Source organism: Thiobacter subterraneus (assembly GCF_055379455.1).
Genome location: NZ_AP042402.1, coordinates 2620955 through 2643803, shown reverse-complemented (window position 1 = coordinate 2643803; position 22849 = coordinate 2620955). Strand labels below are relative to the sequence as shown.

Sequence of the window (22849 nt, the reverse complement as noted above, 5' to 3'; positions counted from 1 at the left end):
TCAGCCGGTTTTCCCCGGCCAGGGACAGAGATCGCGCAGCACGCACCCGGCGCACTTCGGCCTGCGCGCGGTGCAGGTCTCCCGGCCATGCAGGATGAGGGCGTTGGTGGCGGTCACCCAGTCCTTTTTCGGGAAGACCTCCATCAGCGCGCGTTCGATTGCTTCCGGATCGTCGCTGGCGGCAAGTCCCAGGCGCTGCGCCACCCGTGCCACGTGGGTGTCCACCGCGATGCCCGGAATGCCGAAGGCGTTGCCCAGCACCATGTTGGCCGTCTTGCGTCCCACACCCGGCAGAGTGAGCAGGGCGTCCAGGCTGTCCGGCACCCGGCCGCCAAAATCCGTGACCAGCTTGCGGCAGCAGGCGACGAGGAGTTTGGCCTTGTTGCGGTAGAAACCGGTGGGACGGATGTCCGCCTCGAGCTCGGCCAAATCCGCCTCGGCGTAGTCGCGTGCGCTGCGGTACTTGCGGAACAGGCGGCGGGTCACCTCGTTCACCCGGGCGTCGGTGCACTGGGCGGACAGGATCACCGCCACCAGCAGTTCCAGCGGGTTGTGGTATTCCAGCGCGAGCCGGGGATGGGGATGCTGCCGCAGCAGGCGGGCGAGGATCTCCCGCGCGCGGCCTGTCTGGCCGGTCATGGCGTGCCCTCCCCGAGGCGGCGCACCGCCCATTCCAGGACCGGCACCAGGCGCGGCGACACCAGCCGGCGCGCCTCGTCCAGCGTCACCCAGCGCCATTCGTGATGCTCCGGATGCCCCAGCTCGGGGGAGACGGGCAGATGAACGTCGCGCGTGGCGGTCTGCGCCAGGTAGTAGCGGGACACCTTGTGGCGCGGGCCGTAGGGGCCGGTGTCCACATATTCGGTGCCCCAGCGAAAGTCCAGGTCGGTCAGACCCGCCTCCTCGGCCGTCTCCCGCACCGCGGCGGCCAGGGGTGTCTCCCCCGCTTCCACCGCGCCCTTGGGGAAATCCCAGTTGCGCCAGGCACGCAGCAGAAGGAAACGCCAGCCGTCGGGCTCCGGCCGCACCACCACCACGCCCGCGGAAAAGGCACCGGGTTTGGGCTCCGCGCGGCTCATGGCAGCGGCCCCGACAGGGTGTCCAGCACCCAGGTGGGTGCGAAGCGCGCATCGGCAGGCAGCTCGGCACTGACACCGCCCTTGAGCCATGCCGCATCCAGGCCGAAGGCCCGCGCGCCGCGCACGTCCGTCTCCAGCTGGTCGCCGATCATCACCAGCCGGCGCGTGCCGAGACGCTGCACCGCCGCGGCGAAGATGGCGGGTTCCGGCTTGCCCAGGCGATGGAAGCGCAGATCCCGCCGCGCCGGATAGCGCAGCGCCAGCGCCGCCTCGATCATCAAAGCGATGCTGCCGGCAGTGAGTCCGTAGCCCCGGCCCGTGGGATAGATGAGGTCCGGATTCGGCAGCACCAGCTGGGGCGTGCGGCCACTGTCGATCAGCGTGAACAGCGCGGTCAGCACCGCATCCACCGTCTGCAAAAAGGGGAAGCCCTTTTCGTCGCAGATGACCAGAGCGTCGAACGTCCCCTCCGGCCCCACCACATGGCCGCCGGCGCGCACGACGTAGGTTCGGCTGTCCTCCGGCCCCAGCACGACGCAGCGGGCATCGACGAGATGATGGGTGCGGAAGTGGTCTTCCAGCAGGCTGCCGGAGGTGAGGATGCGATTGGGGGGAATGTCGAGCCCGAAGCCCGCGTAGCGGCGCGCGGCGGTCTCGGGCAGGCGCGAGGCACTGTTGGTGACCACCAGATAGGGCTTGCCGTGATCGTTCAGCCAGTCGATGAGTGCCGCCGCGCCCGGCAGTGCGGCCTCGTCCCCCACCAACACGCCGTAGGCGTCCAGCAGCACGCCCTCATAGCGGGTGAGCAGGTCCGCGAGGCTGATGGCGGGAAAGTCCACCTCAGTCGATCCCAAGCCGGAGATCGTCGTCCAGCTGCGTGAGCAGCTCCTCCACCCGCAGCACGCCATCGGGGGTGGTGAGCATCTCCCGCGGCGTGCGCCCGCCCAGCTGGATGCGGGGGTGATCGAGCCAGGCCTCGGCCTTCTCGCGGTTGCCCAGCAGACGTTCGGCCAGCTGGATGATGCGTTGCGGATCGTGCTGGTGCAGCGTCATGGCCGCTTGCCTCCTATACTCGGGTGAAACGTGACGGGACCGGCTGCAATCGCTAGACAGAGTGTCCCGTGACCAAGCCCCCTTTCCACGATGCAGGCATACATCGGCACCTCAGGCTGGTCCTATCGCCACTGGCAGGGACGATTCTACCCCGCGGGACTGCCCACGTCCCAGTGGCTGGCTTTCTACGGGCGCCATTTCACCACGGTGGAGATCAATGCGAGCTTCTACCGCCTGCCCACGCAGGACCGCTTTGCCGCCTGGGCCGCGGCAGTGCCCCCGGACTTCCGCTTCGCGGTGAAGGCGAGCCGCTTCATCACCCACCAGAAGAAACTCGCCGACCCGGAACAGGGCCTGCCGCCCTTCATCGAGGCCGTGGCGGGGCTCAACGCGCGGCTGGGGCCGGTGCTGTTCCAGTTGCCCCCGCGCTTTGCGCCCCATCCCGACCGCCTGGCACTGCTGTTGCAACTGCTGCCGCGCCACTGGCAGGTGGCCTTCGAATTCCGGGATCCACGCTGGCACTGCCCGCCGGTGTTGGAGCTGCTTTCCGCCCACAACGCGGCCTGGTGCATCTACGATCTCGCCGGCTACACCGCGCCACGCACCCTCACCGCGGACTTCACCTACCTGCGTCTGCACGGCCCCACCGCCGCCTATTGCGGCCGGTACGGCCGAAACCGCCTCGCGTCCTGGGCCAAGTGGCTGCGGCAAGCAAAAGTGGCCCGGGCCTATGTGTATTTCGACAACGACGAAGCCGCCCACGCAGTGGCGGACGCCCTCACCCTGGGCGAACTGCTGGCTGCCTGAGCGGGCGCCGTGGACAACGGCCGGCGGCTCGGCGAAACTTGCCGCCATCATGCGTGGCCTGGCCCTCATCGGTTTCTGCCTGCTGCTCGCTGCCTGCGGCCGCGCGCCGGAGCCGCTCAAGCCCGCGCGCGAGACCGGCGATCTGGTGGTGGTCACCCGCAATGGCCCCACCACCTACTACGAGGACGCGGACGGCAGCCCCGTGGGGCTGGAGCACGACCTCATGCAGCGCTTCGCCGATGAGCTGGGATTCAGGGTGCGCTGGATCGTGGTGCCGTTTCCGGAGATTTTGCCCACGCTGACCTCGGGTCAGGCCCACGTCGCCGCAGCCGGGCTGACCATCACGGACGAACGCAGGAAGCGTGTGCTGTTCGGGCCGGCCTACCAGACGGTGCGGGAACAGCTCGTGTACCGCAGCGATGCGCCACGGCCAAAGACCCTGGCCGACGTGGTGGGCAAGCGCCTGCAGGTAGTGGCCGGCAGCAGCTACGCGGAAAGCCTGCGCCGTGCCCAGCGCAAATATCCGGGACTGAGCTGGGAAGAGGTGCCGGATCACGACAGCGAGGAGCTGTTGCGCCGGGTCGCGGAGGGGGAAATCGACTACGCGATCGCCGACTCCCACATCATCCTGCTCGCCCAGCGCTATCACCCGCAGCTGGCAGTGGCCTTCGACGTGGAACCGCCGGAGGAGCTGGCCTGGGCCTTCGCCAAGGACGGTGATGCCTGGCTGTACCGGAAGGCGGTGGAATTCTTCGCGCGCATCCGGCGCGACGGCACCCTGGCGCGGCTCCTCGACCGCTATTACGGCCACATCGAACGGCTGGAGGCCGCCGATGTGATCGAATTCCTGGCACGCATGAACCGGGTGCTGCCGCGCTACCGCGCCCTGTTCCAGCAGGCGCAGGAAATCACCGGTATCGACTGGCGTCTGCTGGCGGCCTTGGGCTATCAGGAGTCCAAATGGGATCCGCTAGCCACCTCCCCCACCAACGTGCGCGGCATCATGATGCTCACCGAACAGACTGCCGACCACATGGGCGTCACCGACCGCCTGGATCCCGCCCAGAGCATCCTCGCGGGCGCGAAATATCTGCTGAGCCTGAAGGACGCCCTGCCGGCGCGCGTGCCGGAACCGGACCGCACCTGGATGGCGCTGGCCGCCTACAACGTGGGAATGGGACATCTGGAGGACGCCCGCATCCTGGCCCAGCGCCAGGGCCTGAATCCGGATTCCTGGGCCGATCTCAAGAAGACCCTGCCCCTGCTGGCGCGCGCCCAGTGGCACAGCACGGTGAAGCATGGCTACGCGCGCGGCGGCGAGGCGGTGATCCTCACCGAGAACATCCGCACCTATTACGACATCCTGCTCAAGTTCCAGCCAGCCTACAAACCACCCCTGTCGCCCTTCGGCCGGAACGGCGCGGACCTGCGTCTCAGCCGGCGCTGAGGCGTTCCAGCCCGCCCAGATAGGGGCGCAGCACACTGGGCACGCTGATGCTGCCGTCCGGATTCTGGTAGTTTTCCAGCACCGCCACCAGGGTGCGTCCCACCGCCAGTCCGGAGCCGTTCAGCGTGTGCACCAGCTCGGGCTTGCCCTTGTCGCCCCGGAAACGCGCCTGCATGCGGCGGGCCTGGAAGGCCTCGAAATTGGAGCAGGAGGAAATTTCCCGGTAGGTGTTCTGGCCCGGCAGCCAGACTTCCAGGTCATAGGTCTTGGCGGCGGCGAATCCCATGTCGCCGGTGCACAGGGCGACCACGCGGTAGGGCAGCTCCAGTTTCTGCAGGATGGCTTCCGCGTGGCCCGTGAGTTCCTCCAGGGCCGCATAGGAGCGCGACGGCTCCACGATCTGCACCAGCTCCACCTTGTCGAACTGGTGCTGGCGGATCATGCCCCGTGTGTCCTTGCCGTAGGAACCGGCCTCGGAGCGGAAACAGGGCGTGTGGGCCACCAGCTTCAGGGGCAGCTCATGCGCCGCCAGGATGGTGTCGCGCACCATGTTGGTGACCGGCACTTCCGCCGTGGGGATGAGATAGAGCCTTTCGTTCTCGCCCTTGTAGGTGGCGAACAGGTCGGCCTCGAACTTGGGCAGCTGGCCGGTGCCGAACATGCTCTCGGCATTGACCAGATAGGGGACATACACTTCCGTGTAGCCGTGCTCCCGGGTATGCACGTCCAGCATGAACTGGGCGAGGGCCCGGTGCAGGCGTGCCAGCGCGCCTTTCATCAGGGTGAAACGGGAGCCCGACAGCTTGGCCGCGGTGGCGAAGTCCAGAAGCCCCAACCCCTCGCCCAGATCCACGTGATCCCGGACCGGGAAATCGAATACGCGCGGCGCGCCCACACGCCGCACTTCCACGTTGTCTGCATCCGACTGCCCCACCGGCACCGATTCATGGGGCAGGTTGGGCACGCCCGCCAGCAGCTCGTGCATGCGCGCCTGGACGTAGGCGAGCTTCTCCTCCAGGCTCCTGAGCTCGTCACCCAACCCCGCCACCTCCGCCATCAGGGCCGATGCGTCCTCGCCCCGGCCCTTGGCCGCGCCGATCTGTTTGGACAGGGCATTGCGCCGCGCCTGCAGTTCCTGGGTGCGGGTCTGCACGGTCTTGCGTTCCTGTTCCAGCGCCTGGAAATGGGCGACGTCGAACACGAAACCCCGGGTGGCCAGCCGCCGGGCCACACCTTCGAGATCGTTGCGGAGGAGTTGGATGTCGAGCATGGTTGGTTTTCCTGTTGGCAGGCACAGACACCAGGGGGTGGCGCACGACCGGCAAGGCCTATCGCACCGGGACGCGCCGGCTTTCCGGACGATTCCCGCGCCCCGACTCGGGCCCGTCCCTGCTGCTGTGATGGATGACTATTTCTTCGCCTTGCGATCCAGCTCCCGCAGATGGGCCAGGCGCTCGGCGATTTTGCCTTCCAGACCGCGTGGCGTGGGCTCGTAGAAGCGCACCCCGGGCATGCCTTCCGGGAAATAGTTTTCGCCGGCGGCATAGGCCTCGGGCTCGTCATGGGCGTAGCGATAGGCCTTGCCGTAGCCCAGCGCCTTCATCAGCCGGGTGGGGGCGTTGCGCAGATGGAGCGGGACCGGACGCGAGCTATCGCGGGCAACGAATTCGCGCGCGGCATTATACGCGACATACACCGCGTTGCTCTTGGGCGCGCAGGCCAGATACAGCACGGCCTCGGCCAGGGCCAGCTCCCCTTCGGGCGACCCCAGCCGCTCATAGGTCTCCACGGCATCCAGCGCCAGTCGCAGGGCGCGTGGATCGGCCAGGCCGATGTCCTCGCTGGCCATGCGCACCAGACGTCGCCCGAGATAGAGGGGATCGGCGCCGCCGTCCAGCATGCGCACGAACCAGTACAGCGCGGCATCCGGATCGGAGCCGCGCACCGACTTGTGCAGGGCGGAGATCTGGTCGTAGAAGGCCTCGCCGCCCTTGTCGAAGCGCCGTCCGCTGCGGGCGAGGGCATTGGCCACGAACGCCTCGTCCACCTCCCGCCGTCCCGCCGCCTGCGCCGCGGTATGCACCTGTTCCAGCAGGTTGAGCAGGCGCCGCGCATCGCCATCGGCATAGGCGATGATGCGCTGCCTGGCAGCCGGCTCGAAGGTAAGTTCCCCCAAGGCGAGGCGCAAGGCCCGGTCGAACAGCTCGCCCAGTTCCGCCTCGCCCAGGGGTTCCAGGACATAGACCTGGGCGCGGGAGAGCAGCGCGCCGTTGACCTCGAAGGAAGGATTCTCCGTGGTCGCGCCGATGAAGGTGACCAGGCCCTGCTCCACATAGGGCAGGAAGGCATCCTGCTGGGCCTTGTTGAAGCGGTGCACCTCGTCCACGAACAGGATGGTGTGGCGCCCCTGCTGCTGGAGCGCCGCCTCCGCCCGGGCGATGGCGTCGCGGATGTCCTTCACCCCGGAGAACACGGCGGAAAGGGCGATGAATTCCGCATCGAAGGCACGGGCCATGAGCCTTGCCAGGGTGGTCTTGCCCACCCCCGGCGGGCCCCACAGGATCATGGAATGCAGCCGGCGCGCCTCGAAAGCAAGCCGCAGGGGTTTGCCCGGGCCCAGCAGATGGCGCTGGCCGATCACCTCATCCAGGGTGGCCGGACGCAAACGTTCCGCCAGCGGTGCCGCGGGTTTGACGATGAACAGGTCACTCACCGATGACATCCACCCCCTTGGGGGGCGTGAAGCGAAACAGTCCGGGATCCAGGCGCGGATTGCGCTCGATGCGCTCGAACCGGATCAGCGTGCGGTTGCCGAAGCTGTCCCTGAGTTCCATCTCGCGCAGGGTGCTGCCGGAAAAGCCCATGCGGATCAGCTCGAAAGTGGTGTCGCCGGATTTCGGGACCGCTTCCAGCCAGGCCAGTCCGCCCTGGCTGCCGGCCTCGCGCAGGGTGAAGAATTTTTCGATCTCGTTGTCCCCGGCGAGCAGCGCCGCCGGCGAACTGCCCAGCGCCTCGCCCAGGGGCTTGACGGTCACCTGCTCCAGATCCCTGTCGTACACCCAGAGCTTCATGCCGTCGCCCACGATCACCTGCTGGTAGGGGCTGTCATAGGTCCAGCGGAAGCGCCCGGGCCGGGCGAACACCATCACCCCCGCCGCCTGCTGGCGCGGCTGGCCGGCGCGGTCCAGCACCACCTGGGAAAACTGCGCCCGGGCCGAGTGCGTCTCGCGCACGAAGGCACGCAGGCCGTCGATGGCCCCGGCATGGGCGACCGATGCCAGGAACATCACGCCAGCCATCAGTAATCTCATAAACGATACCCTTTTGAACACAGGCCGCGCTGGAAACGATCGGGTCGCACACTACTCGCGCTGCGGCACCAGCACGTCCCGGTTGCCATTGGGCTGCATGGGCGAGACCAAGCCCGCGCGCTCCATCTGCTCGATGAGCCGCGCGGCGCGGTTGTAGCCGATGCGCAGCTGGCGCTGGACGCTGGAAATGGAGGCGCGGCGGGACTTGAGCACGATGGCCACGGCCTCGTCGTAGAGGGGATCGGCCTCGCCGTCGGCGCCCGCCTCAGCGCCGCCGCCCTCGCCCTCCGCCGGGGTTCCCTCCAGGATGCCTTCCACGTACTGGGGTTCACCCAGCTTCTTGAGATATTCCGCCACCCGGTGCACTTCCTGGTCGGAAACGAAGGCGCCGTGCACTCGTTGCGGATAGCCGGTGCCCGGCGGCAGGTAGAGCATGTCGCCCTGCCCCAGCAGCGCCTCGGCGCCCTGCTGGTCGAGAATGGTGCGGGAGTCCACCCGGCTCGATACCTGGAAGGCGATCCGTGTGGGAATGTTCGCCTTGATGAGGCCCGTGATCACGTCCACCGAGGGACGCTGGGTGGCCAGCACCAGATGGATGCCGGCGGCGCGCGCCTTCTGGGCAAGCCGCGCGATCAGCTCCTCCACCTTCTTGCCCACCACCATCATGAGATCCGCCAGCTCGTCGATCACCACCACGATGAAGGGCAGGGGTTCCAGCGGCTCCGGATTGTCGGGCGTCACGCTGAAGGGATGGGTGAGCGGCGTGCCGGCCTTTTTCGCCTCCGCCACCTTCTGGTTGAAGCCGGACAGGTTGCGCACCCCCAGGGCCGACATGAGCCGGTAGCGCCGCTCCATTTCCGCCACGCACCAGTTGAGGGCGTTGGCGGCATGCTTCATGTCGGTGACAACCGGCGCGAGCAGATGGGGAATGCCGTCATAGACCGACAGCTCCAGCATCTTGGGGTCCACCAGGATCAGGCGCACCTGGGAGGGATCGGACTTGTACACCAGGGACAGGATCATGGCGTTGATGGCCACGGACTTGCCGGAGCCGGTGGTGCCCGCCACCAGCACATGGGGCATGCGCGCCAGATCGGCCACCACGGGTTTGCCCGTGATGTCCTTGCCCATGGCGATGGTCAGCGGCGAATTCATGTCGTTGTACACCTGGGAGCTCAGGATCTCCGACAGGCGGATGATCTGCCGCTTGGGATTGGGCAGCTCCAGGCCCATACAGCTCTTGCCGGGGATGGTCTCCACCACGCGGATGCTCACCACCGACAGGGCCCGCGCCAGGTCCTTCACCAGGTTGGTGATCTGGCTGCCCTTCACGCCCACCGCCGGTTCGATCTCGTAGCGGGTGATGACGGGGCCCGGGTAGGCCGCCACCACCTTCACTTCCACGCCGAACTCCAGCAGCTTGCGCTCGATGAGGCGGGAGGTGAACTCCAGGGTCTCCGCCGACAGGACTTCCAGATTGCCCTCGGCGGCGTCCAGCAGATGCAGGGGCGGCAGCCCGCTGTCCGGGAGGTTCTCGAACAGGGGAACCTGCTTTTCCTTCTCCACCCGTTTGGACTTGGGAATCTCCACCACCGGCGGTTCGATGTGGATGGGCTTGTGCTCGTCCAGCGTCTTTTTCAGTTCCTGGACCACCACCTCGCGCTCGCTCTGGGCCTGTTCGCCCGCCCTGCGGTCCCGCCAGTGCTCGATGCGGCTGCGCAGGAAAAGGTAGAGCCACTCCACGCCCAGCCCGATGCGCTCCATGATGGTGAGCCAGGACGCCCCGGTGAACAGGCTGAAACCGACTCCGAACAGGGCGAGCAGGAAAAGGGTGGCGCCGGTGAAGCCGAAGGCGGCGGCCAGCATGTCGCCCACCACCGCCCCGGCGATGCCGCCAGGCGCATCGGGCAGGTTGAACTGCACGTGATGCAGGCGCAGCCGCTCCAGCGCGGCGCTGGCCAGGAGCATCACCAGAAAGCCTGCACCCATCACGAACAGGGGATGGCGATCTTCCAGGCCCACCCGCTCCAGGCGCCGGTAGCCCCACCAGACCAGATAGAGCGTGAAGACCACGAACCAGTGGGCGGAGAAGCCGAAGACGTGGAGGAGCAGGTCGGCCATCCAGGCGCCGAAGGCCCCACCCCAGTTGTGCACGGTGGCCTCGCTGGCACTGTGGGACCAGCCGGGATCGCCCTTGTGATAGGTGAGCAAAATCAGCGCCACGTACAGGGCCAGCGCCACGCTGGCGAGCCACCCGGCTTCCCGCAGCATGGGCACCAGCCGGGGATGGGCGGCCGGGGAAGTGACGGGGGTGGCAGGCTTGCGATCGTTCAGGGGCATGGCAACGCGACGGGTCAAGACCCTGATTATCCCAGATTTGCCCCGGCCTTGCGGCCCGGGGTTCGATCGGCGGGCAGTGGCCGGCCGGCGCCGACGGCGCCGCCGCGGGCCGGTTTCCGGCAACAGGCGCCGGCGCCATACCGGTCGAGCGGCCGATGCTGCTAGAATCGGGGACTTTTCGGATTGCATCCAGGAGGATTTCCATGTCCACCAAGCACTGCCAGCTGCTCATCCTCGGTTCCGGCCCCGCCGGCTACACGGCCGCCATCTACGCCGCCCGCGCCAATCTCCGGCCCGTGCTCATCACCGGGCTCAACCAGGGTGGACAGCTCATGACCACCACCGAGGTGGACAACTGGCCCGGCGACGTCAATGGCGTGCTCGGTCCGGAACTCATGCAGCGGCTGCAGCAGCACGCGGAGCGCTTCGAGACCGAGATCGTGTTCGACCACATTCACACCGCCAGGCTCACCGAGCGTCCCTTCACCCTCATCGGCGATTCCGGCACCTACACCTGTGACGCGCTGATCATCGCCACCGGGGCCTCCGCCAAGTATCTGGGCCTGCCTTCGGAGCAGGCCTTCATGGGCAAGGGTGTGTCCGGCTGCGCCACCTGCGACGGCTTCTTCTACAAGGGCCAGAAGGTGGCGGTGGTGGGGGGCGGCAACACCGCCGTGGAGGAAGCGCTGTATCTCGCCAACATCGCCAGCCACGTGACCCTGATCCACCGCCGCGACACCTTCCGCGCCGAGAAGATCATGGTGGACAAGCTGATGCAGCGGGTGGAGGAAGGCCACATCACCCTGGAACTCAACAGCGAAGTGGACGAGATCCTGGGCGACAAGAGCGGCGTCACCGGGGTGCGCATCAAGCGCAAGGACGGCGGCACCAAGGAGATCGAGGTGGCCGGCGTGTTCATCGCCATCGGTCACAAGCCCAATACGGACATCTTCGTGGGCCAGCTGGAAATGGAAAACGGCTACATTGTCACCCAGGGCGGGCGCAACGGCAACGCCACCGCCACCAGCATTCCCGGGGTGTTCGCGGCCGGCGACGTGCAGGACCACGTCTATCGCCAGGCCATCACCAGCGCGGGTTCCGGCTGCATGGCGGCGCTGGATGCGGAACGCTATCTCGACAACCTGAAGTGACATGCTCCCCAAAGCCGGGCGGCCCGCCGGATTGAACCTCTGCCCCGCGGAGGCCGAAGCCTTCCGCGCCGCGGTGGCGGATGCCCGGCCGCTCCGGGATTCCGGCCGCATCGAGCCGGAGCGGCCGCGGGTGCGCCCCGTGCCACGCCAGCGCCTGCTGGACGAGCGGCGCGTGGTGGTGGACCTGCTGTCCGATGCAGTGCCCTGGGAGGAGGCGGAAACCGGCGAGGAGCTGCGCTTCGTGCGTCCGGGACTGCCCCAGCAGGTGTTGCGCCGGTTGCGCCGCGGCCACTGGGTGATCGAGGCGGAGCTGGATCTGCACGGCCACACCCGGGACGAGGCGCGCACCCGGCTGGCGGAATTCCTGCACGACTGCCGCAAACGCCGCATCCGCTGCGTGCGTGTCGTGCACGGCAAGGGACTGGGCTCGAAAAACCGGGAACCCGTGCTCAAGCACAAGGTGCGCAGCTGGCTGATGCAGCGCGACGAGGTGCTCGCCTTCGTCGAAGCCCGCCCCTGCGATGGCGGCAGCGGCGCGGTGATCGTCATGCTCAAGGCCGGCCGCTGAACGCGCACCGGCCCCTGGGCAAACCCGTTAAGGGTGCCCTAAGCCTCGAGGCCTATCCTTTCCCTTCATGCCTGCGTTTTCCCGCACCTTCCCCCTTCTCCTGCTCGTGCTGTTTTCCCTGCTCTGGTTCGGCAATCTGGACAGCCGCCACCTGATCCGCCCGGACGAAGGCCGCTACGCCGAGATCCCGCGGGAAATGGCGCAAAGCGGCGACTGGGTCACGCCGCGCCTCAACGGCATCAAGTACTTCGAGAAACCGCCCCTGCAGTACTGGGCGACCGCGGTGGCCTACCGTCTGTTCGGCGAACACGAATGGACCGCGCGCCTGTGGACGGCACTCACCGGCTGGGCCGGGGTGCTATTCGCCTGGTTCGCCGGCCGCCGCCTGTTCGGCGAGCCGGCGGGACTGCTGGCGGCCCTGGTGCTGGGCTCCAGCGCCTATTACGTGCTGGGCGGGCACGTGAATTCCCTGGACATGGGCGTAAGCTTCTTTTTGCAGCTGGCCTGGACCGCCTTCCTGCTCGCCCAGACCCGGGAAGACCCAAAAGCGCAGCGCAACTGGATGCTCCTGGCCTGGGCCGCCACTGCCCTCGCCCTGTTGAGCAAGGGTCTGATCGGACTGGTGCTGCCTGCACTGACACTCACCGCCTACACGCTCCTCACCCGCGATTTCGCCGTGTGGCGCCGTCTGCATCTGCTGCCCGGTCTGGTGCTGTTTTTCCTCATTGCTGCGCCCTGGTTCGTGGCCGTGTCCCTCGCCAACCCCGAGTTCGCCCGCTTCTTCTTCATCCACGAGCATTTCGAGCGTTTCCTCACGCGGGTCCATCACCGGTATCAGCCATGGTACGAATACCTGCCCCTGCTCCTCCTGGGCAGCCTGCCGTGGCTGGGCAGCCTGTTCCCCGCCCTTGCCCGCGCCTTTGCCGCGGAGTGCGGCCAGCCGGCGTTCCGGCCGCGTCTGTTTCTGCTTCTGTGGGTGATCGTGGTGGTGGGTTTCTTCAGTGTGTCCCAGTCCAAGCTGCCGGGCTACATCCTGCCGGTGTTTCCGGCCTTGGCGCTTCTCATCGGTGATGCCTGGGCGCGCGCCCCGGCGCGCCGCCTGCGCCTCGAGATTGCCATGGGTCTTACTGCCGTGGTGCTGATCACCCTCGCGGGAGCCTTCGCCTTCGAACGTTACGCCCAGGCGGAGCCCACGCTCTACGGGCGCTACGGCCTGTGGCTCGCCGCCGGCGCCGCACTGCTCATGGTCGCCCTGGGACTTGCCTGGCACTGGCTCACGCGGGAACGGCGTCTGGCCGCGGCGCTGGCGACGGCCCTGGGCGGCCTGCTGGCGGCCCAGGCCGTGGTGAGCGGCCACGAGGCGCTGGCGCCCATCAATTCGGGGTATGATTTCGCGCGCAAGCTGCGGCCCCTGCTGCGACCGGACTCAACTCTCTACTGCGTGGAAATGTACGACCAGACCCTGCCGTTCTATCTCAAGCGGACCTGCACCCTGGTGGCCCACGAAGACGAAATGGCCTTCGGTCTCATTCAGGAACCGTGGCGGCGCGGCCCTGATCTCGCGACCTTCATGGCACGCTTCCCCGGCGAGCGCGCTGCAGTGGCCATTCTCAAACCCGATGCCTACGACCAGCTCAAGGACCGCCTGCCTCACCGCCTGCTGGTGCGCGACCGGGAACACGTGGCCATCGCGCCGCCCCGGGAAGGTGCGCCATGAACCTGGTCTCGGCCAGCCTGATTTTCACCGGCGTGCTGCTCAACGCCGTCGCCCAGCTGCTGCTCAAGGCAGGCACCAACGCCGTGGGCCACTTTGCCTTCACCGCGGAGAACGTCTGGCCGGTGGGCCTCAAGCTCGCCACCCAACCCTTCATCCTGGCCGGCATGGTGTGCTACGGCGTCAGTCTGGTGGTGTGGATCATGGCGCTGTCCCGGGTGGAGGTGAGTGTGGCCTATCCCATGCTTTCCGTGGGCTATGTGCTCAATGCCATCGCCGCCTGGTATCTGTTCGGGGAGGCGGTGACGCCCACGCGCCTGCTGGGCATCGGCGTCATCATTCTCGGCGTGTACATCGTCGCCCGTTCCTGATGGAGTTCCTTCCCTTCACGCGCCCCGCCGTCGACGAGGACACCATCGCGCAGGTGGTCAAGGTGCTGCGCTCCGGCTGGCTCACCACCGGCCCCCGCTGTGCAGAGTTCGAGGCACGCCTGTCCGAGCTGTGTGGCGGCCGCACGGTGCGCGTGTTCAGTTCCGGCACGGCGGCGCTGGAGATCGCCCTGCGCCTGGCCGGCATCGGCCCGGGTGACGAGGTCATCACGACGCCCCTGTCTTGGGTGGCCACTGCCAATGTCATCCTCACCGTGGGCGCCCGGCCGGTGTTCGTGGACGTGGACCCGCACACCCGCAACATCGATCTCGACCGCATCGAGGCCGCCATCACGCCACGCACCCGGGCCATCATGCCGGTGGATCTGGCGGGCCTGCCGGTGGACCGGGACCGCCTCTATGCCATCGCCCGGGCCCACGGCTTGCGCGTGATCGAGGACGCCGCCCAGTCCTTCGGCGCCAGCTGGCGCGGCAAATTCATAGGCAGTTTCGGCGATCTGGTCGCCTTCAGCTTCCATGCCAACAAGAACATCACCACCGGCGAGGGGGGCGCGCTGGTGCTGCCCGACCCCGGGCTCGCGCCCCTCGCGGAGAAACTGCGGCTGCAGGGTGTCACGCGCCATCCGGACGGTGAAATGAGTGTGGACGTGCTGGGAGGCAAGGCCAATCTCACGGACATCGCCGCCACCATCGGCCTTGGCCAGTTGAGACATCTCGATGCCTTCACCACACGCCGCCGGGCGCTTGCCCAACGCTATTTCGCGCGACTGGATCCGAGCCTGGCGCTCGGCCTGCCCCGCGCCGACTTCGAGCACGGCAACTGGCACATGTTTCAGGTGTTGCTGCCCCTGTCCCGCATGAACATCTCCCGGGGCGAATTCATTGCCCGCATGAAGGCGCGGGGCATCGGCATCGGGGTGCACTATCCGGCGATCCACCTGTTCCGGCTGTACCGGGATCTGGGCTGGCGCGAGGGTGATTTCCCCGTGGCCGAGGCCATCGGCCGCAGCATCGTCACCCTGCCCCTGTTTCCGGCCATGGCAGACACGGATGTGGATCGGGTGTGCACGGCCCTGGCGGAAGTGCTCGAGGAGGCGCGGGCATGAACCATCCGGAAGTCTCGGTGGTGATCCCGGTGTACAACGAGGAGGCGGGCCTGCCCGCCCTGTTCGCGCGCCTCTATCCGGCACTGGACGCCCTGGGCCGCAGCTATGAGGTGATCTTCGTCAACGACGGCAGCCGGGACCGCTCCGCGGCCCTGTTGCGGGAGCAGTTCGAAAGGCGGCCCGACGTCACCCGCGTGATCCTACTCAACGGCAACTTCGGCCAGCATCTGGCCATCATGGCCGGCTTCGAACACTGCCGCGGCGACCGGATCGTCACCCTGGATGCCGACCTGCAGAATCCGCCCGAGGAAATCGGCAAGCTGCTCGCCCGCATGGACGAAGGCTACGACTACGTGGGCTCCATCCGCCGCCAGCGCAAGGACAGTGCCTGGCGCCGCTGGGCGTCGCGGGCGATGAACCGCCTGCGGGAACGCATCACCCATGTGAAGATGACCGACCAAGGCTGCATGCTGCGCGCCTACAGCCGGCAGATCATCGACCTGATCAACGGCACCTCGGAAGTCAACACCTTCATCCCGGCGCTCGCCTACACCTTTGCCCGCAATCCCACCGAAGTGGTGGTGGAACACGAGGAACGGGCCGCCGGGGAATCCAAATATTCCCTGTACCGGCTGATCCGGCTGAACTTCGATCTCGTGACGGCCTTCTCCATCGTGCCGCTGCAGATGTTCTCCCTGTTCGGCATCGCGGTGTCCCTGCTGTCGGCGGCGTTTTTCGTGTTCCTGGTGATCCGCCGTGTGATCGTAGGCCCCGAGGCCGAAGGGCTGTTCACCCTGTTCGCCATCCTGTTCTTCCTCATCGGCATCGCCCTGTTCGGCATTGGTCTTCTGGGCGAATACGTGGGGCGCATCTACCAGCAGGTGCGCACCCGGCCGCGCTACGTGATCCAGGCCGTGCTGGAGCAGGGTGAGGCATGATGCGCGCCGTCGTCTTCGCCTATCACGACGTGGGTGTGCGCTGTCTCTCCGTGCTGCTGGCCCACGGGGTGCAGGTGCCCCTGGTGGTCACCCACGAGGACAACCCGGAGGAAAACATCTGGTTCGGCAGCGTTGCCCGGCTCGCGGCGGATTACGACATCCCCGTCATCACGCCGCGTGATCCCAACACAGACGAGGTCGTGCAGTGCATCCGCGCCCTGGCGCCGGATTTCCTGTTTTCCTTCTACTACCGCCACATGCTCAAGGCACCGCTGCTGGCCATTCCGGCCCGCGGCGCCCTGAACATGCACGGCTCGCTGCTGCCCCGATACCGTGGCCGGGTGCCGGTGAACTGGGCCATCCTCCACGGCGAAACGGAAACGGGCGCCTCCCTGCACTACATGACCACCAAGCCCGATGCCGGGGATCTGGTGGACCAGCAGGCGGTGCCCATCCTGCCGGACGACACTGCCCTGGACGTGTTTCGAAAGGTGACCTGTGCCGCCGAAATGGTGCTGCACCGCAGCCTGCCGGCCCTCATCGCCGGTACCGCGCCGCGCCGGCCCCTGGATCTTTCTGCGGGGTCCTATTTCGGCGGGCGCAAGCCCGAGGACGGACGCATCGACTGGTCCCGCCCGGCGCGTGACATCCACAATCTGGTGCGGGCCGTGGCGCCGCCCTTTCCCGGTGCCCTGTGCACCGTGGCGGGACGGCCCGCGCGTCTGCTGCGCACCCGTGTGGCCGGCACCCGCTCACCCACTCTCACCGCCACCCTTTATGCAGAAGACGACCGGCTGTTCGCCCACTGCCGCGACGGCGGCGTGCTGCGCGTGCTGCAGCTGGAGGTGGAGGGCAGAGAGGTCAGCGCCGCCACCCTCGCTACCTGCTGTGGTCCGGGTCCCTGGGCCCTTAGCTGACCCGTATAATTTTTGGTTTCCGCTTCATCGAAAGGCATCCATGCAGCGCGTTCTCATCCTCGGCGTCAACGGCTTCATCGGTCACCATCTCTCCAAACGCATCATGGAAACCACGGACTGGGAAGTCTATGGCATGGACATGATGAGCGACCGCGTGGCCGATATCATGGGCCATCCCCGCTTTCACTTCTTCGAGGGCGACATCACCATCAACAGGGAGTGGATCGAATACCACATCCGCAAGTGCGACACGGTGCTGCCCCTGGTGGCCATCGCCACGCCCGCCACCTATGTGCGCGAGCCGTTGCGCGTGTTCGAGCTGGATTTCGAGGCCAACCTGCCCATCGTGCGCCAGTGCGTGAAATACAAAAAGCGCATCATTTTCCCCTCCACCTCCGAAGTCTATGGCATGTGCCGGGACGAAGCCTTCGATCCGGAAACCTCGGAACTCGTCTATGGCCCCATCAACAAGCCGCGCTGGATTTATGCCTGCTCCAAGCAGCTCATGGACCGTGTGATCCACGCCTACGGCATGCAGGAAGGACTGGATTACACCCTGTTCCGTCCTTTCAACTGGATCGGCGCAGGGCTGGACTCCATCTTCACGCCCAAGGAGGGCAGCTCACGGGTCATCACCCAGTTCCTCGGCCACATCGTGCGCGGCGAGGACATCAAGCTGGTGGATGGCGGACACGCCAAACGCTCCTTTACCTACGTCTCGGACGGCATCGACGCCCTGATGAAGATCATCGAAAACAAAAATGGCGTGGCCAGCGGCCGCATCTACAACATCGGCAACCCGTCCAACAACTACTCGGTGCGGGAACTGGCGCAGATGATGCTCGACCTGGCCATGACCTATCCGGAATACCGGGAGACCGCGGCGCGGGTGCGAATGGTGGAGACCGGGTCCAGCGAGTACTACGGACAGGGCTACCAGGACGTGCAGAACCGCGTGCCCCGCATCGACAACACCATGCGCGACCTGGACTGGGCGCCCCGGGTGAGTATGCAGGAAGCCCTGCGGCACATCTTCGATGCCTACAAGGGTCAGGTGGCCGAGGCCCGCAAGCTGGTGGAATAACGACAATCCGACGGGGAAGGCAGCTAGGACGACACAGTAAACCCGCGACGGCCGGCCGCCCCTGCGACTTGCGTCGACGAAACCACCATGAAACTCGCCCTCAAGATCGACGTGGACACCTACCGCGGCACCCGCGAGGGCGTGCCGCGCCTGATGGAAATGCTGACGCGCCACGGGGCGCGCGCCACGTTTCTCTTCAGCCTGGGTCCCGATCACACCGGGCGTGCCATCAGGCGGGTATTCCGGCCGGGCTTCCTGAAGAAGGTCACACGCACCTCGGTGGCCTCCCATTACGGGCTTGCCACCCTGCTCTACGGCACCCTGCTGCCGGGGCCGGACATCGGACGGCGCTGCGCCACCATCCTGCGCCAGGTGCGCGACGCAGGTTTCGAAGTGGGCATCCACAGCCACGACCACGTGCGCTGGCAGGATCATGTGCAGCAGGCCGACGCCGAGTGGACGGCCCGCGAGATGGAAACGGCGGCGCGCCGCTTCCAGGACATCTTCGGCGAACCGGCGCGGGTGTTCGGGGCCGCCGGCTGGCAGATGAACGTGCATGCCTTCCGCCTGGAACAGCGCATGGGTTTGAGCCACGCTTCCGACTGCCGGGGCACGCATCCCTTCATTCCCCTCTGGAACGCAGAAATCATCGACTGCCCGCAACTGCCCACCACCCTGCCCACGCTGGACGAACTCATCGGCCGCGACGGTGTGACCGAGGTCAATGTGGCCGAGCACCTGCTGGCCCTCACGGCAGACCCGCCCGCCACCGGTCACGTCTATACCCTCCACGCGGAGCTGGAGGGCATGAAGCTGGCGCCGGTGTTCGAGCGCCTGCTCGCGGGCTGGCGCGACCAGGGCTACGAAGTCACGGATCTGGCCGGCCTGCGGGCGGACCTCGACCCTGCCCGCCTGCCCTACCACGAGGTGGTGCTGCGGGAGATTCCGGGCCGCTCCGGTCGCCTGTGCGTCCAGGGCGACATCTTCCCGACACCGGCTTAGGCTTTTTGGGTTAAGCTCTGGGGGCGCCCCTGCCCGCAAACCCATGAGCCCTTTCCGTCTGCGATTCATTCCCGCGCTCGCCTGGAGCACGTGGGGGCTGTTCGTCGCGGGACTCCTCGCCCTGGTGTACCTGGCGGGGCTGCGTGAGACGGAAAGCCGCTTCCTCGCCGACCTGGCCACCGCCAAGGAGCGGCTGGAATCCCGGCTGATCGCCAATGCCCTGGTGCTGGACGGCTTCGCCGGTCTGGTCGCCGCAAGCCCGGCGGGGGAGCCGGCGCTGCTTCGGCGCTATGCGGCGGAGGTGCTGGCGCGCCATCCCCATATCTTCGCCCTGGAAGTGGCCCAGGCGGTGCCCGCCGGCCTGCTCGCAGCCTTCGAAGCCCGCATGGAGCAGGAACACCCGGGCTTCCGGGTGCGCAACTTCCGCTACGAGGAGCGTCACTGGGACGATGTGCCTGCCAAGCCCTGGTACCACCCCATCGTTTTCATGGAGCCGCTGCGTCCGGGATCGGAAGCGGTTCTGGGACTGGATCTGGATTCCGTGCCCTTCCTCGCTAAGGCCCTTGCCCGCAGCCATGCCCAGGGCGATTTCGCGGCCAGCCCACCGTTCCGCCTGGTGGAAGGGCAGCTGGCCTACGTGCTGTTCCGTCCGGTGCCGCAGCGCCCGGCCGGCGCACAGACCGTGCTGCTGGTGGTGGATCTGGCCGGACTGGTGCAACCCCTGGCCGGTGGCCAGCACCTGCCCCTTTCCCTCACCCTGCGCCAGGCGGGAAGCGGCGAAACCCTGTTCGTGCGCCGTGCGGGCGAAACCGTGGACCCGTTCGCCCGCCATCTGCTGCCCCGCCTCGCCCGGGATACCACCGTGACCGTGGCAGGCCAGTCGTTCCTGCTTGAGGCCGAACGCCAGCTCACCTGGCGCGACCTGCCGCCCACGGGGCTGGTGGCGGCAACAGCGGGCGCCCTCACCACCCTCGTCCTCCTCCTGGCGCTGTTGCGCATCCATGGCCGGCTGGAAGCCGAGCGTCGCCGCGCAGAACGCCGCCTGGCCTATCTCGCCACCCATGACCCCCTCACCGGCCTGCCCAACCGCGCGCTGCTGCTGGACCGCTTCCAGCAGGCGCGCCAGCGCGCGCAACGGGAGGGACGTGGATTCGCCCTGCTCTTCCTCGACCTGGATGGGTTCAAGCAGATCAACGACCGCCACGGCCACCACGTGGGGGATCTGCTGCTCAGGACCATCGCCCAGCGCCTGCGCAACGTCCTGCGGGGAAGCGATACGGTGGCCCGCCTGAGCGGCGACGAATTCGTGATCCTGCTGGAGGAGGCGGGGACGGTGACGGATCTTACGCACCTGACGGCCAAGCTGCGGGGCGTGCTCGCCCAGCCCCTGCCCATCGAGGACGGCTTGATCGTGCCCTCCGCCAGCATCGGGGTCGCCCGCTTCCCCGAAGATGGCGCGGATTGGGACGCCCTGCTGCGCGCCGCGGACAGTCGGATGTATGCGCAAAAAACGGCCGGCCGCCGCTGAAGGGTGCGCTTGCGTTTTCAAAAAATTTTGCGAACAATGCAGGCATGACTGCGATGCCAAGAGGCCGCCTGGGCGATGGCTGAGCTGGCAGTCGGCCATCCCGTTCCCGATTTCGAACTTGCCGCGACCGGCGGCAGGACCTTCCGTCTGTCGCAGCACAGGGGCCGGATCCTGGTGCTGTATTTCTACCCCAAGGACAGCACGCCCGGCTGCACCAGCGAGGCGGCGGATTTCCGTGATCTCCATGGGGCATTCCGCGAGGCCGGTGCCGAGATCTTCGGCATTTCCCGGGACAGCCTCAAATCCCACGAAAACTTCAAGGCCCGGCTGGGTCTGCCCTTCGACCTGCTGAGCGATCCGGACGAGCGTGTCTGCCAGCTGTTCGGTGTCATGAAGCTGAAAAACCTGTACGGCAAGCAGGTGCGCGGTGTGGAACGCAGCACCTTCGTCATCGACCGTGACGGTTTGCTGGTGCGGGAATGGCGCGGCGTGAAAGTGCCGGGCCATGCGCAGGATGTCCTCCACTTCGTGCAGAGCCTATGACCCTCGACGACGCCCCTTCCGCTGCCACCGACCCTTCCCACCTCCAAGCCATGGCCCACAACCGCCGCAAGGCATCCCGCAAAGCCCCCCTCACCAAGCTGTTCGTGCTGGACACCAACGTGCTGATGCACGATCCCTCCAGCCTGTTCCGCTTCGAGGAGCACGACGTCTATGTGCCGATGATGACCCTCGAGGAACTGGACAACAACAAGAAGGGCATGACGGAGGTGGCGCGCAATGCGCGCCAGGCCAGCCGCTTCCTGGACCAGATCGTCTCCGGTCCCCAGACCGAGATCGAGCAGGGCATTCCCCTGGCGCCCTTCAGCGGCGAGGCCGCCACCGGCCGTCTGTTCCTCCAGACCAGTGCCGTGAGCGGCGAGCTGCCCGCCGGTCTGCCCGGCAACAGCGGCGACAACCAGATCCTGGGCGTGATGCTGCATCTGTCCCGCCAATACCCGGAACGGGAAGTGGTGCTGGTGTCCAAGGACATCAACATGCGCATCAAGGCGCGCGCCCTGGGCCTGCCCGCGGAGGACTACTACAACGACAAGGTGCTGGAGGACACGGATCTCCTCTACACCGGCACGCGCCCCCTGCCCCCGGATTTCTGGGAGACCCACGGCAAAGGCATGGAATCCTGGCAGGAAGGCGGCCGCACCTATTACCGCATCCGCGGCCCCCTGTGCAAAGAGCTTCTCATCAACGAATTCGTCTACCAGGAAGGGGATCGCCCCCTGTACGCCATGGTCAAGGAGCGGGTGGGCAACACGGCGCTCCTGCAGACGGTGCGGGATTACACCCACGCGAAGAACAACGTCTGGGGCATCACCGCCCGCAACCGGGAACAGAATTTCGCCCTCAACCTGCTCATGAATCCGGACGTGGACTTCGTCACCCTGCTGGGACAGGCGGGCAGCGGCAAGACCCTGCTCACCCTGGCTGCGGGGCTCACCCAGGTGCTGGAGGAGAAGCGCTACAACGAGATCATCATGACCCGCGTCACCGTGCCCGTGGGCGAGGACATCGGCTTTCTGCCGGGGACCGAGGAAGAGAAGATGACGCCCTGGATGGGGGCCCTGGAAGACAACCTGGACGTGCTCAACAAGACCGACGACGAGGCGGGCGAATGGGGTCGCGCCGCCACCCAGGATCTGATCCGCTCGCGCATCAAGATCAAGTCCCTGAACTTCATGCGCGGGCGCACCTTCATCAACAAGTTCCTCATCATCGACGAGGCCCAGAACCTCACGCCCAAGCAGATGAAGACCCTCATCACCCGCGCCGGTCCCGGCACCAAGGTGGTCTGCCTAGGCAACATCGCCCAGATCGACACCCCCTATCTCACCGAGGGCAGTTCCGGCCTCACCTATGTGGTGGACCGCTTCAAGGGCTGGGCCCACAGCGGGCACGTGACCCTGATGCGCGGGGAGCGCTCACGGCTCGCGGATCACGCGGCGGAAATCCTCTGACGCCCTTTCCCCGCCCCGCGCCCAGGGGCCGGGCGGGCTAGCCGTGATCCTCCTGCGCGCCCACGAGACGCTCGTAATGGGCGCGGAACAGGAGCTCCAGCTCGTCGATCACTTCCGCCGCCGGCCGGCCGTGCACCACGTGCTGGGTCATGAGCTGGGACACCTCGTTGAGCATCTTCCCGTGATCCAGCATGGGATAGGTCTCCCGCAGGCGGCGGATGGCCTGAACCACTTTCTCCTCGGCGGGGCGGGGAATGGCCAGCGGTTCCCGGGGCGGGGCCGGGCGCGGCGTGCGGGCGGCAAGGAATTCGGCAAAGGCCAGCAGGGTGGCGCGATCCTGCTCGGGCAGCGCCCGGAACAGACGCAACAGCTGGCGGTCCCGGGCATCCATGGGCCAGATTCC

22 protein-coding genes and 1 pseudogene are annotated in these 22849 nt (G+C 67.1%); 14 read left to right on the top strand and 9 right to left on the bottom strand.

Translation table 11 applies throughout. The features are described from left to right. The 4 genes from nth to ACZ42P_RS13050 are packed head-to-tail and all read right to left on the bottom strand — an operon-like array spanning window position 1 to window position 2132. On the bottom strand, window positions 1–639 hold the full coding sequence (gene nth, locus ACZ42P_RS13065; RefSeq protein ID WP_464897969.1) for an endonuclease III: 639 nt from the start codon (window positions 637–639) through the stop codon (window positions 1–3). Next, window positions 636–1079 carry a bis(5'-nucleosyl)-tetraphosphatase gene (locus tag ACZ42P_RS13060; RefSeq protein ID WP_464897968.1) on the bottom strand — a complete coding sequence of 148 codons (444 nt, stop codon included), beginning with the start codon at window positions 1077–1079 and terminating at the stop codon, window positions 636–638. Before ACZ42P_RS13060 ends, nth begins: the two co-directional genes overlap by 4 nt. After that, window positions 1076–1933, bottom strand: a complete 858-nt coding sequence (locus ACZ42P_RS13055) for an HAD-IIA family hydrolase (protein ID WP_464897967.1) — start codon at window positions 1931–1933, stop codon at window positions 1076–1078. The genes ACZ42P_RS13060 and ACZ42P_RS13055 overlap by 4 nt, the downstream gene beginning before the upstream one ends. After that, the gene (locus tag ACZ42P_RS13050) at window positions 1920–2132 is read right to left on the bottom strand and encodes an antitoxin Xre/MbcA/ParS toxin-binding domain-containing protein (protein WP_464897966.1); all 213 of its coding nucleotides are present in this window, start codon (window positions 2130–2132) and stop codon (window positions 1920–1922) included. The genes ACZ42P_RS13055 and ACZ42P_RS13050 overlap by 14 nt, the downstream gene beginning before the upstream one ends. Window positions 2133–2222: 90 nt before the next feature. Between ACZ42P_RS13050 and ACZ42P_RS13045 the strand changes: the two genes are divergently transcribed. Both ACZ42P_RS13045 and mltF read left to right on the top strand, forming a co-directional pair. Continuing rightward, window positions 2223–2939, top strand: a complete 717-nt coding sequence (locus ACZ42P_RS13045; RefSeq protein ID WP_464897965.1) for a DUF72 domain-containing protein — start codon at window positions 2223–2225, stop codon at window positions 2937–2939. A 49-nt stretch (window positions 2940–2988) separates the two neighbouring features. Further along, window positions 2989–4386, top strand: coding sequence for a membrane-bound lytic murein transglycosylase MltF (mltF, locus tag ACZ42P_RS13040; protein ID WP_464897964.1), 1398 nt, complete (start codon window positions 2989–2991; stop codon window positions 4384–4386). Here mltF and serS read toward each other — a convergent pair. The 4 genes from serS to ACZ42P_RS13020 form a co-directional block, all read right to left on the bottom strand. Continuing rightward, window positions 4373–5656 carry a serine--tRNA ligase gene (gene serS / locus ACZ42P_RS13035; protein WP_464897963.1) on the bottom strand — a complete coding sequence of 428 codons (1284 nt, stop codon included), beginning with the start codon at window positions 5654–5656 and terminating at the stop codon, window positions 4373–4375. The two genes, mltF and serS, sit on opposite strands and share 14 nt — an antisense overlap. 138 nt (window positions 5657–5794) lie before the next feature. Next, the gene (locus tag ACZ42P_RS13030) at window positions 5795–7099 is read right to left on the bottom strand and encodes a replication-associated recombination protein A (protein WP_464897962.1); all 1305 of its coding nucleotides are present in this window, start codon (window positions 7097–7099) and stop codon (window positions 5795–5797) included. Next, window positions 7092–7685, bottom strand: coding sequence for an outer membrane lipoprotein periplasmic chaperone LolA (lolA, locus tag ACZ42P_RS13025; protein WP_464897961.1), 594 nt, complete (start codon window positions 7683–7685; stop codon window positions 7092–7094). Before lolA ends, ACZ42P_RS13030 begins: the two co-directional genes overlap by 8 nt. 63 nt (window positions 7686–7748) lie before the next feature. Next, window positions 7749–10037, bottom strand: a complete 2289-nt coding sequence (locus ACZ42P_RS13020) for a DNA translocase FtsK (protein ID WP_464897960.1) — start codon at window positions 10035–10037, stop codon at window positions 7749–7751. A gap of 203 nt (window positions 10038–10240) precedes the next feature. Here ACZ42P_RS13020 and trxB point away from each other — a divergent pair, with 203 nt between their 5' ends. The 12 genes and pseudogenes from trxB to ACZ42P_RS12960 form a co-directional block, all read left to right on the top strand. Continuing rightward, the gene (trxB, locus tag ACZ42P_RS13015) at window positions 10241–11188 is read left to right on the top strand and encodes a thioredoxin-disulfide reductase (protein WP_464897959.1); all 948 of its coding nucleotides are present in this window, start codon (window positions 10241–10243) and stop codon (window positions 11186–11188) included. Window position 11189: 1 nt separating this feature from the next. Further along, window positions 11190–11756, top strand: coding sequence for a Smr/MutS family protein (locus ACZ42P_RS13010; protein WP_464897958.1), 567 nt, complete (start codon window positions 11190–11192; stop codon window positions 11754–11756). Window positions 11757–11823: 67 nt separating this feature from the next. Then, on the top strand, window positions 11824–13473 hold the full coding sequence (locus ACZ42P_RS13005) for a glycosyltransferase family 39 protein (RefSeq protein ID WP_464897957.1): 1650 nt from the start codon (window positions 11824–11826) through the stop codon (window positions 13471–13473). Then, window positions 13470–13841: an SMR family transporter gene (locus tag ACZ42P_RS13000; protein WP_464897956.1), complete on the top strand. Its 372-nt coding sequence runs from the start codon at window positions 13470–13472 to the stop codon at window positions 13839–13841. The genes ACZ42P_RS13005 and ACZ42P_RS13000 overlap by 4 nt, the downstream gene beginning before the upstream one ends. Beyond that, entirely contained in the window at window positions 13841–14965 is a 1125-nt protein-coding gene (locus tag ACZ42P_RS12995) for a DegT/DnrJ/EryC1/StrS family aminotransferase (RefSeq protein ID WP_464897955.1), read from the top strand. Before ACZ42P_RS13000 ends, ACZ42P_RS12995 begins: the two co-directional genes overlap by 1 nt. Further along, complete coding sequence (locus tag ACZ42P_RS12990; protein ID WP_464897954.1) at window positions 14962–15903, top strand: glycosyltransferase; 942 nt, start codon at window positions 14962–14964, stop codon at window positions 15901–15903. Before ACZ42P_RS12995 ends, ACZ42P_RS12990 begins: the two co-directional genes overlap by 4 nt. Beyond that, window positions 15903–16820: a formyltransferase gene (locus ACZ42P_RS12985; protein ID WP_464899414.1), complete on the top strand. Its 918-nt coding sequence runs from the start codon at window positions 15903–15905 to the stop codon at window positions 16818–16820. The genes ACZ42P_RS12990 and ACZ42P_RS12985 overlap by 1 nt, the downstream gene beginning before the upstream one ends. Window positions 16821–16860: 40 nt before the next feature. Further along, a complete protein-coding gene (locus ACZ42P_RS12980) occupies window positions 16861–17904 on the top strand; it encodes a bifunctional UDP-4-keto-pentose/UDP-xylose synthase (protein WP_464897953.1) in 1044 nt (347 codons plus the stop codon). 87 nt (window positions 17905–17991) lie between these two features. Beyond that, the gene (locus ACZ42P_RS12975; RefSeq protein WP_464897952.1) at window positions 17992–18906 is read left to right on the top strand and encodes a polysaccharide deacetylase family protein; all 915 of its coding nucleotides are present in this window, start codon (window positions 17992–17994) and stop codon (window positions 18904–18906) included. A gap of 43 nt (window positions 18907–18949) precedes the next feature. Beyond that, on the top strand, window positions 18950–20434 hold the full coding sequence (locus ACZ42P_RS12970) for a diguanylate cyclase domain-containing protein (RefSeq protein WP_464897951.1): 1485 nt from the start codon (window positions 18950–18952) through the stop codon (window positions 20432–20434). 75 nt (window positions 20435–20509) lie between these two features. Then, window positions 20510–20977 (top strand): peroxiredoxin, encoded by a 468-nt coding sequence (locus ACZ42P_RS12965; protein ID WP_464897950.1) that lies wholly within the window; start codon window positions 20510–20512, stop codon window positions 20975–20977. Further along, window positions 20902–22446, top strand: a pseudogene (locus tag ACZ42P_RS12960) (PhoH family protein); the annotation flags it as partial. The gene ACZ42P_RS12965 and the pseudogene ACZ42P_RS12960, both read left to right, overlap by 76 nt. A 37-nt stretch (window positions 22447–22483) precedes the next feature. On the opposite strand, the gene ACZ42P_RS12955 reads toward ACZ42P_RS12960, so the two are convergent. After that, on the bottom strand, window positions 22484–22837 hold the full coding sequence (locus tag ACZ42P_RS12955; RefSeq protein WP_464897949.1) for a CBS domain-containing protein: 354 nt from the start codon (window positions 22835–22837) through the stop codon (window positions 22484–22486). Window positions 22838–22849: the final 12 nt, after the last annotated feature.

What these genes read in the sequence shown, in the direction of transcription:
- ACZ42P_RS13060 (WP_464897968.1), bottom strand. Translation starts at nt 1,079, where the DNA reads ATGAGCCGCGCGGAGCCCAAACCCGGTGCCTTTTCCGCGGGCGTGGTG.
- ACZ42P_RS13010 (WP_464897958.1), top strand. Translation starts at nt 11,190, where the DNA reads ATGCTCCCCAAAGCCGGGCGGCCCGCCGGATTGAACCTCTGCCCCGCG.
- ACZ42P_RS13020 (WP_464897960.1), bottom strand. Translation starts at nt 10,037, where the DNA reads ATGCCCCTGAACGATCGCAAGCCTGCCACCCCCGTCACTTCCCCGGCC.
- ACZ42P_RS13045 (WP_464897965.1), top strand. Translation starts at nt 2,223, where the DNA reads ATGCAGGCATACATCGGCACCTCAGGCTGGTCCTATCGCCACTGGCAG.
- ACZ42P_RS12955 (WP_464897949.1), bottom strand. Translation starts at nt 22,837, where the DNA reads ATGGATGCCCGGGACCGCCAGCTGTTGCGTCTGTTCCGGGCGCTGCCC.
- ACZ42P_RS12965 (WP_464897950.1), top strand. Translation starts at nt 20,510, where the DNA reads ATGGCTGAGCTGGCAGTCGGCCATCCCGTTCCCGATTTCGAACTTGCC.
- ACZ42P_RS13005 (WP_464897957.1), top strand. Translation starts at nt 11,824, where the DNA reads ATGCCTGCGTTTTCCCGCACCTTCCCCCTTCTCCTGCTCGTGCTGTTT.
- ACZ42P_RS12970 (WP_464897951.1), top strand. Translation starts at nt 18,950, where the DNA reads ATGAGCCCTTTCCGTCTGCGATTCATTCCCGCGCTCGCCTGGAGCACG.
- ACZ42P_RS12985 (WP_464899414.1), top strand. Translation starts at nt 15,903, where the DNA reads ATGCGCGCCGTCGTCTTCGCCTATCACGACGTGGGTGTGCGCTGTCTC.
- trxB (WP_464897959.1), top strand. Translation starts at nt 10,241, where the DNA reads ATGTCCACCAAGCACTGCCAGCTGCTCATCCTCGGTTCCGGCCCCGCC.
- ACZ42P_RS13000 (WP_464897956.1), top strand. Translation starts at nt 13,470, where the DNA reads ATGAACCTGGTCTCGGCCAGCCTGATTTTCACCGGCGTGCTGCTCAAC.
- ACZ42P_RS12980 (WP_464897953.1), top strand. Translation starts at nt 16,861, where the DNA reads ATGCAGCGCGTTCTCATCCTCGGCGTCAACGGCTTCATCGGTCACCAT.
- lolA (WP_464897961.1), bottom strand. Translation starts at nt 7,685, where the DNA reads ATGGCTGGCGTGATGTTCCTGGCATCGGTCGCCCATGCCGGGGCCATC.
- ACZ42P_RS12975 (WP_464897952.1), top strand. Translation starts at nt 17,992, where the DNA reads ATGAAACTCGCCCTCAAGATCGACGTGGACACCTACCGCGGCACCCGC.
- mltF (WP_464897964.1), top strand. Translation starts at nt 2,989, where the DNA reads ATGCGTGGCCTGGCCCTCATCGGTTTCTGCCTGCTGCTCGCTGCCTGC.
- serS (WP_464897963.1), bottom strand. Translation starts at nt 5,656, where the DNA reads ATGCTCGACATCCAACTCCTCCGCAACGATCTCGAAGGTGTGGCCCGG.
- ACZ42P_RS12990 (WP_464897954.1), top strand. Translation starts at nt 14,962, where the DNA reads ATGAACCATCCGGAAGTCTCGGTGGTGATCCCGGTGTACAACGAGGAG.
- ACZ42P_RS13050 (WP_464897966.1), bottom strand. Translation starts at nt 2,132, where the DNA reads ATGACGCTGCACCAGCACGATCCGCAACGCATCATCCAGCTGGCCGAA.
- ACZ42P_RS12995 (WP_464897955.1), top strand. Translation starts at nt 13,841, where the DNA reads ATGGAGTTCCTTCCCTTCACGCGCCCCGCCGTCGACGAGGACACCATC.
- nth (WP_464897969.1), bottom strand. Translation starts at nt 639, where the DNA reads ATGACCGGCCAGACAGGCCGCGCGCGGGAGATCCTCGCCCGCCTGCTG.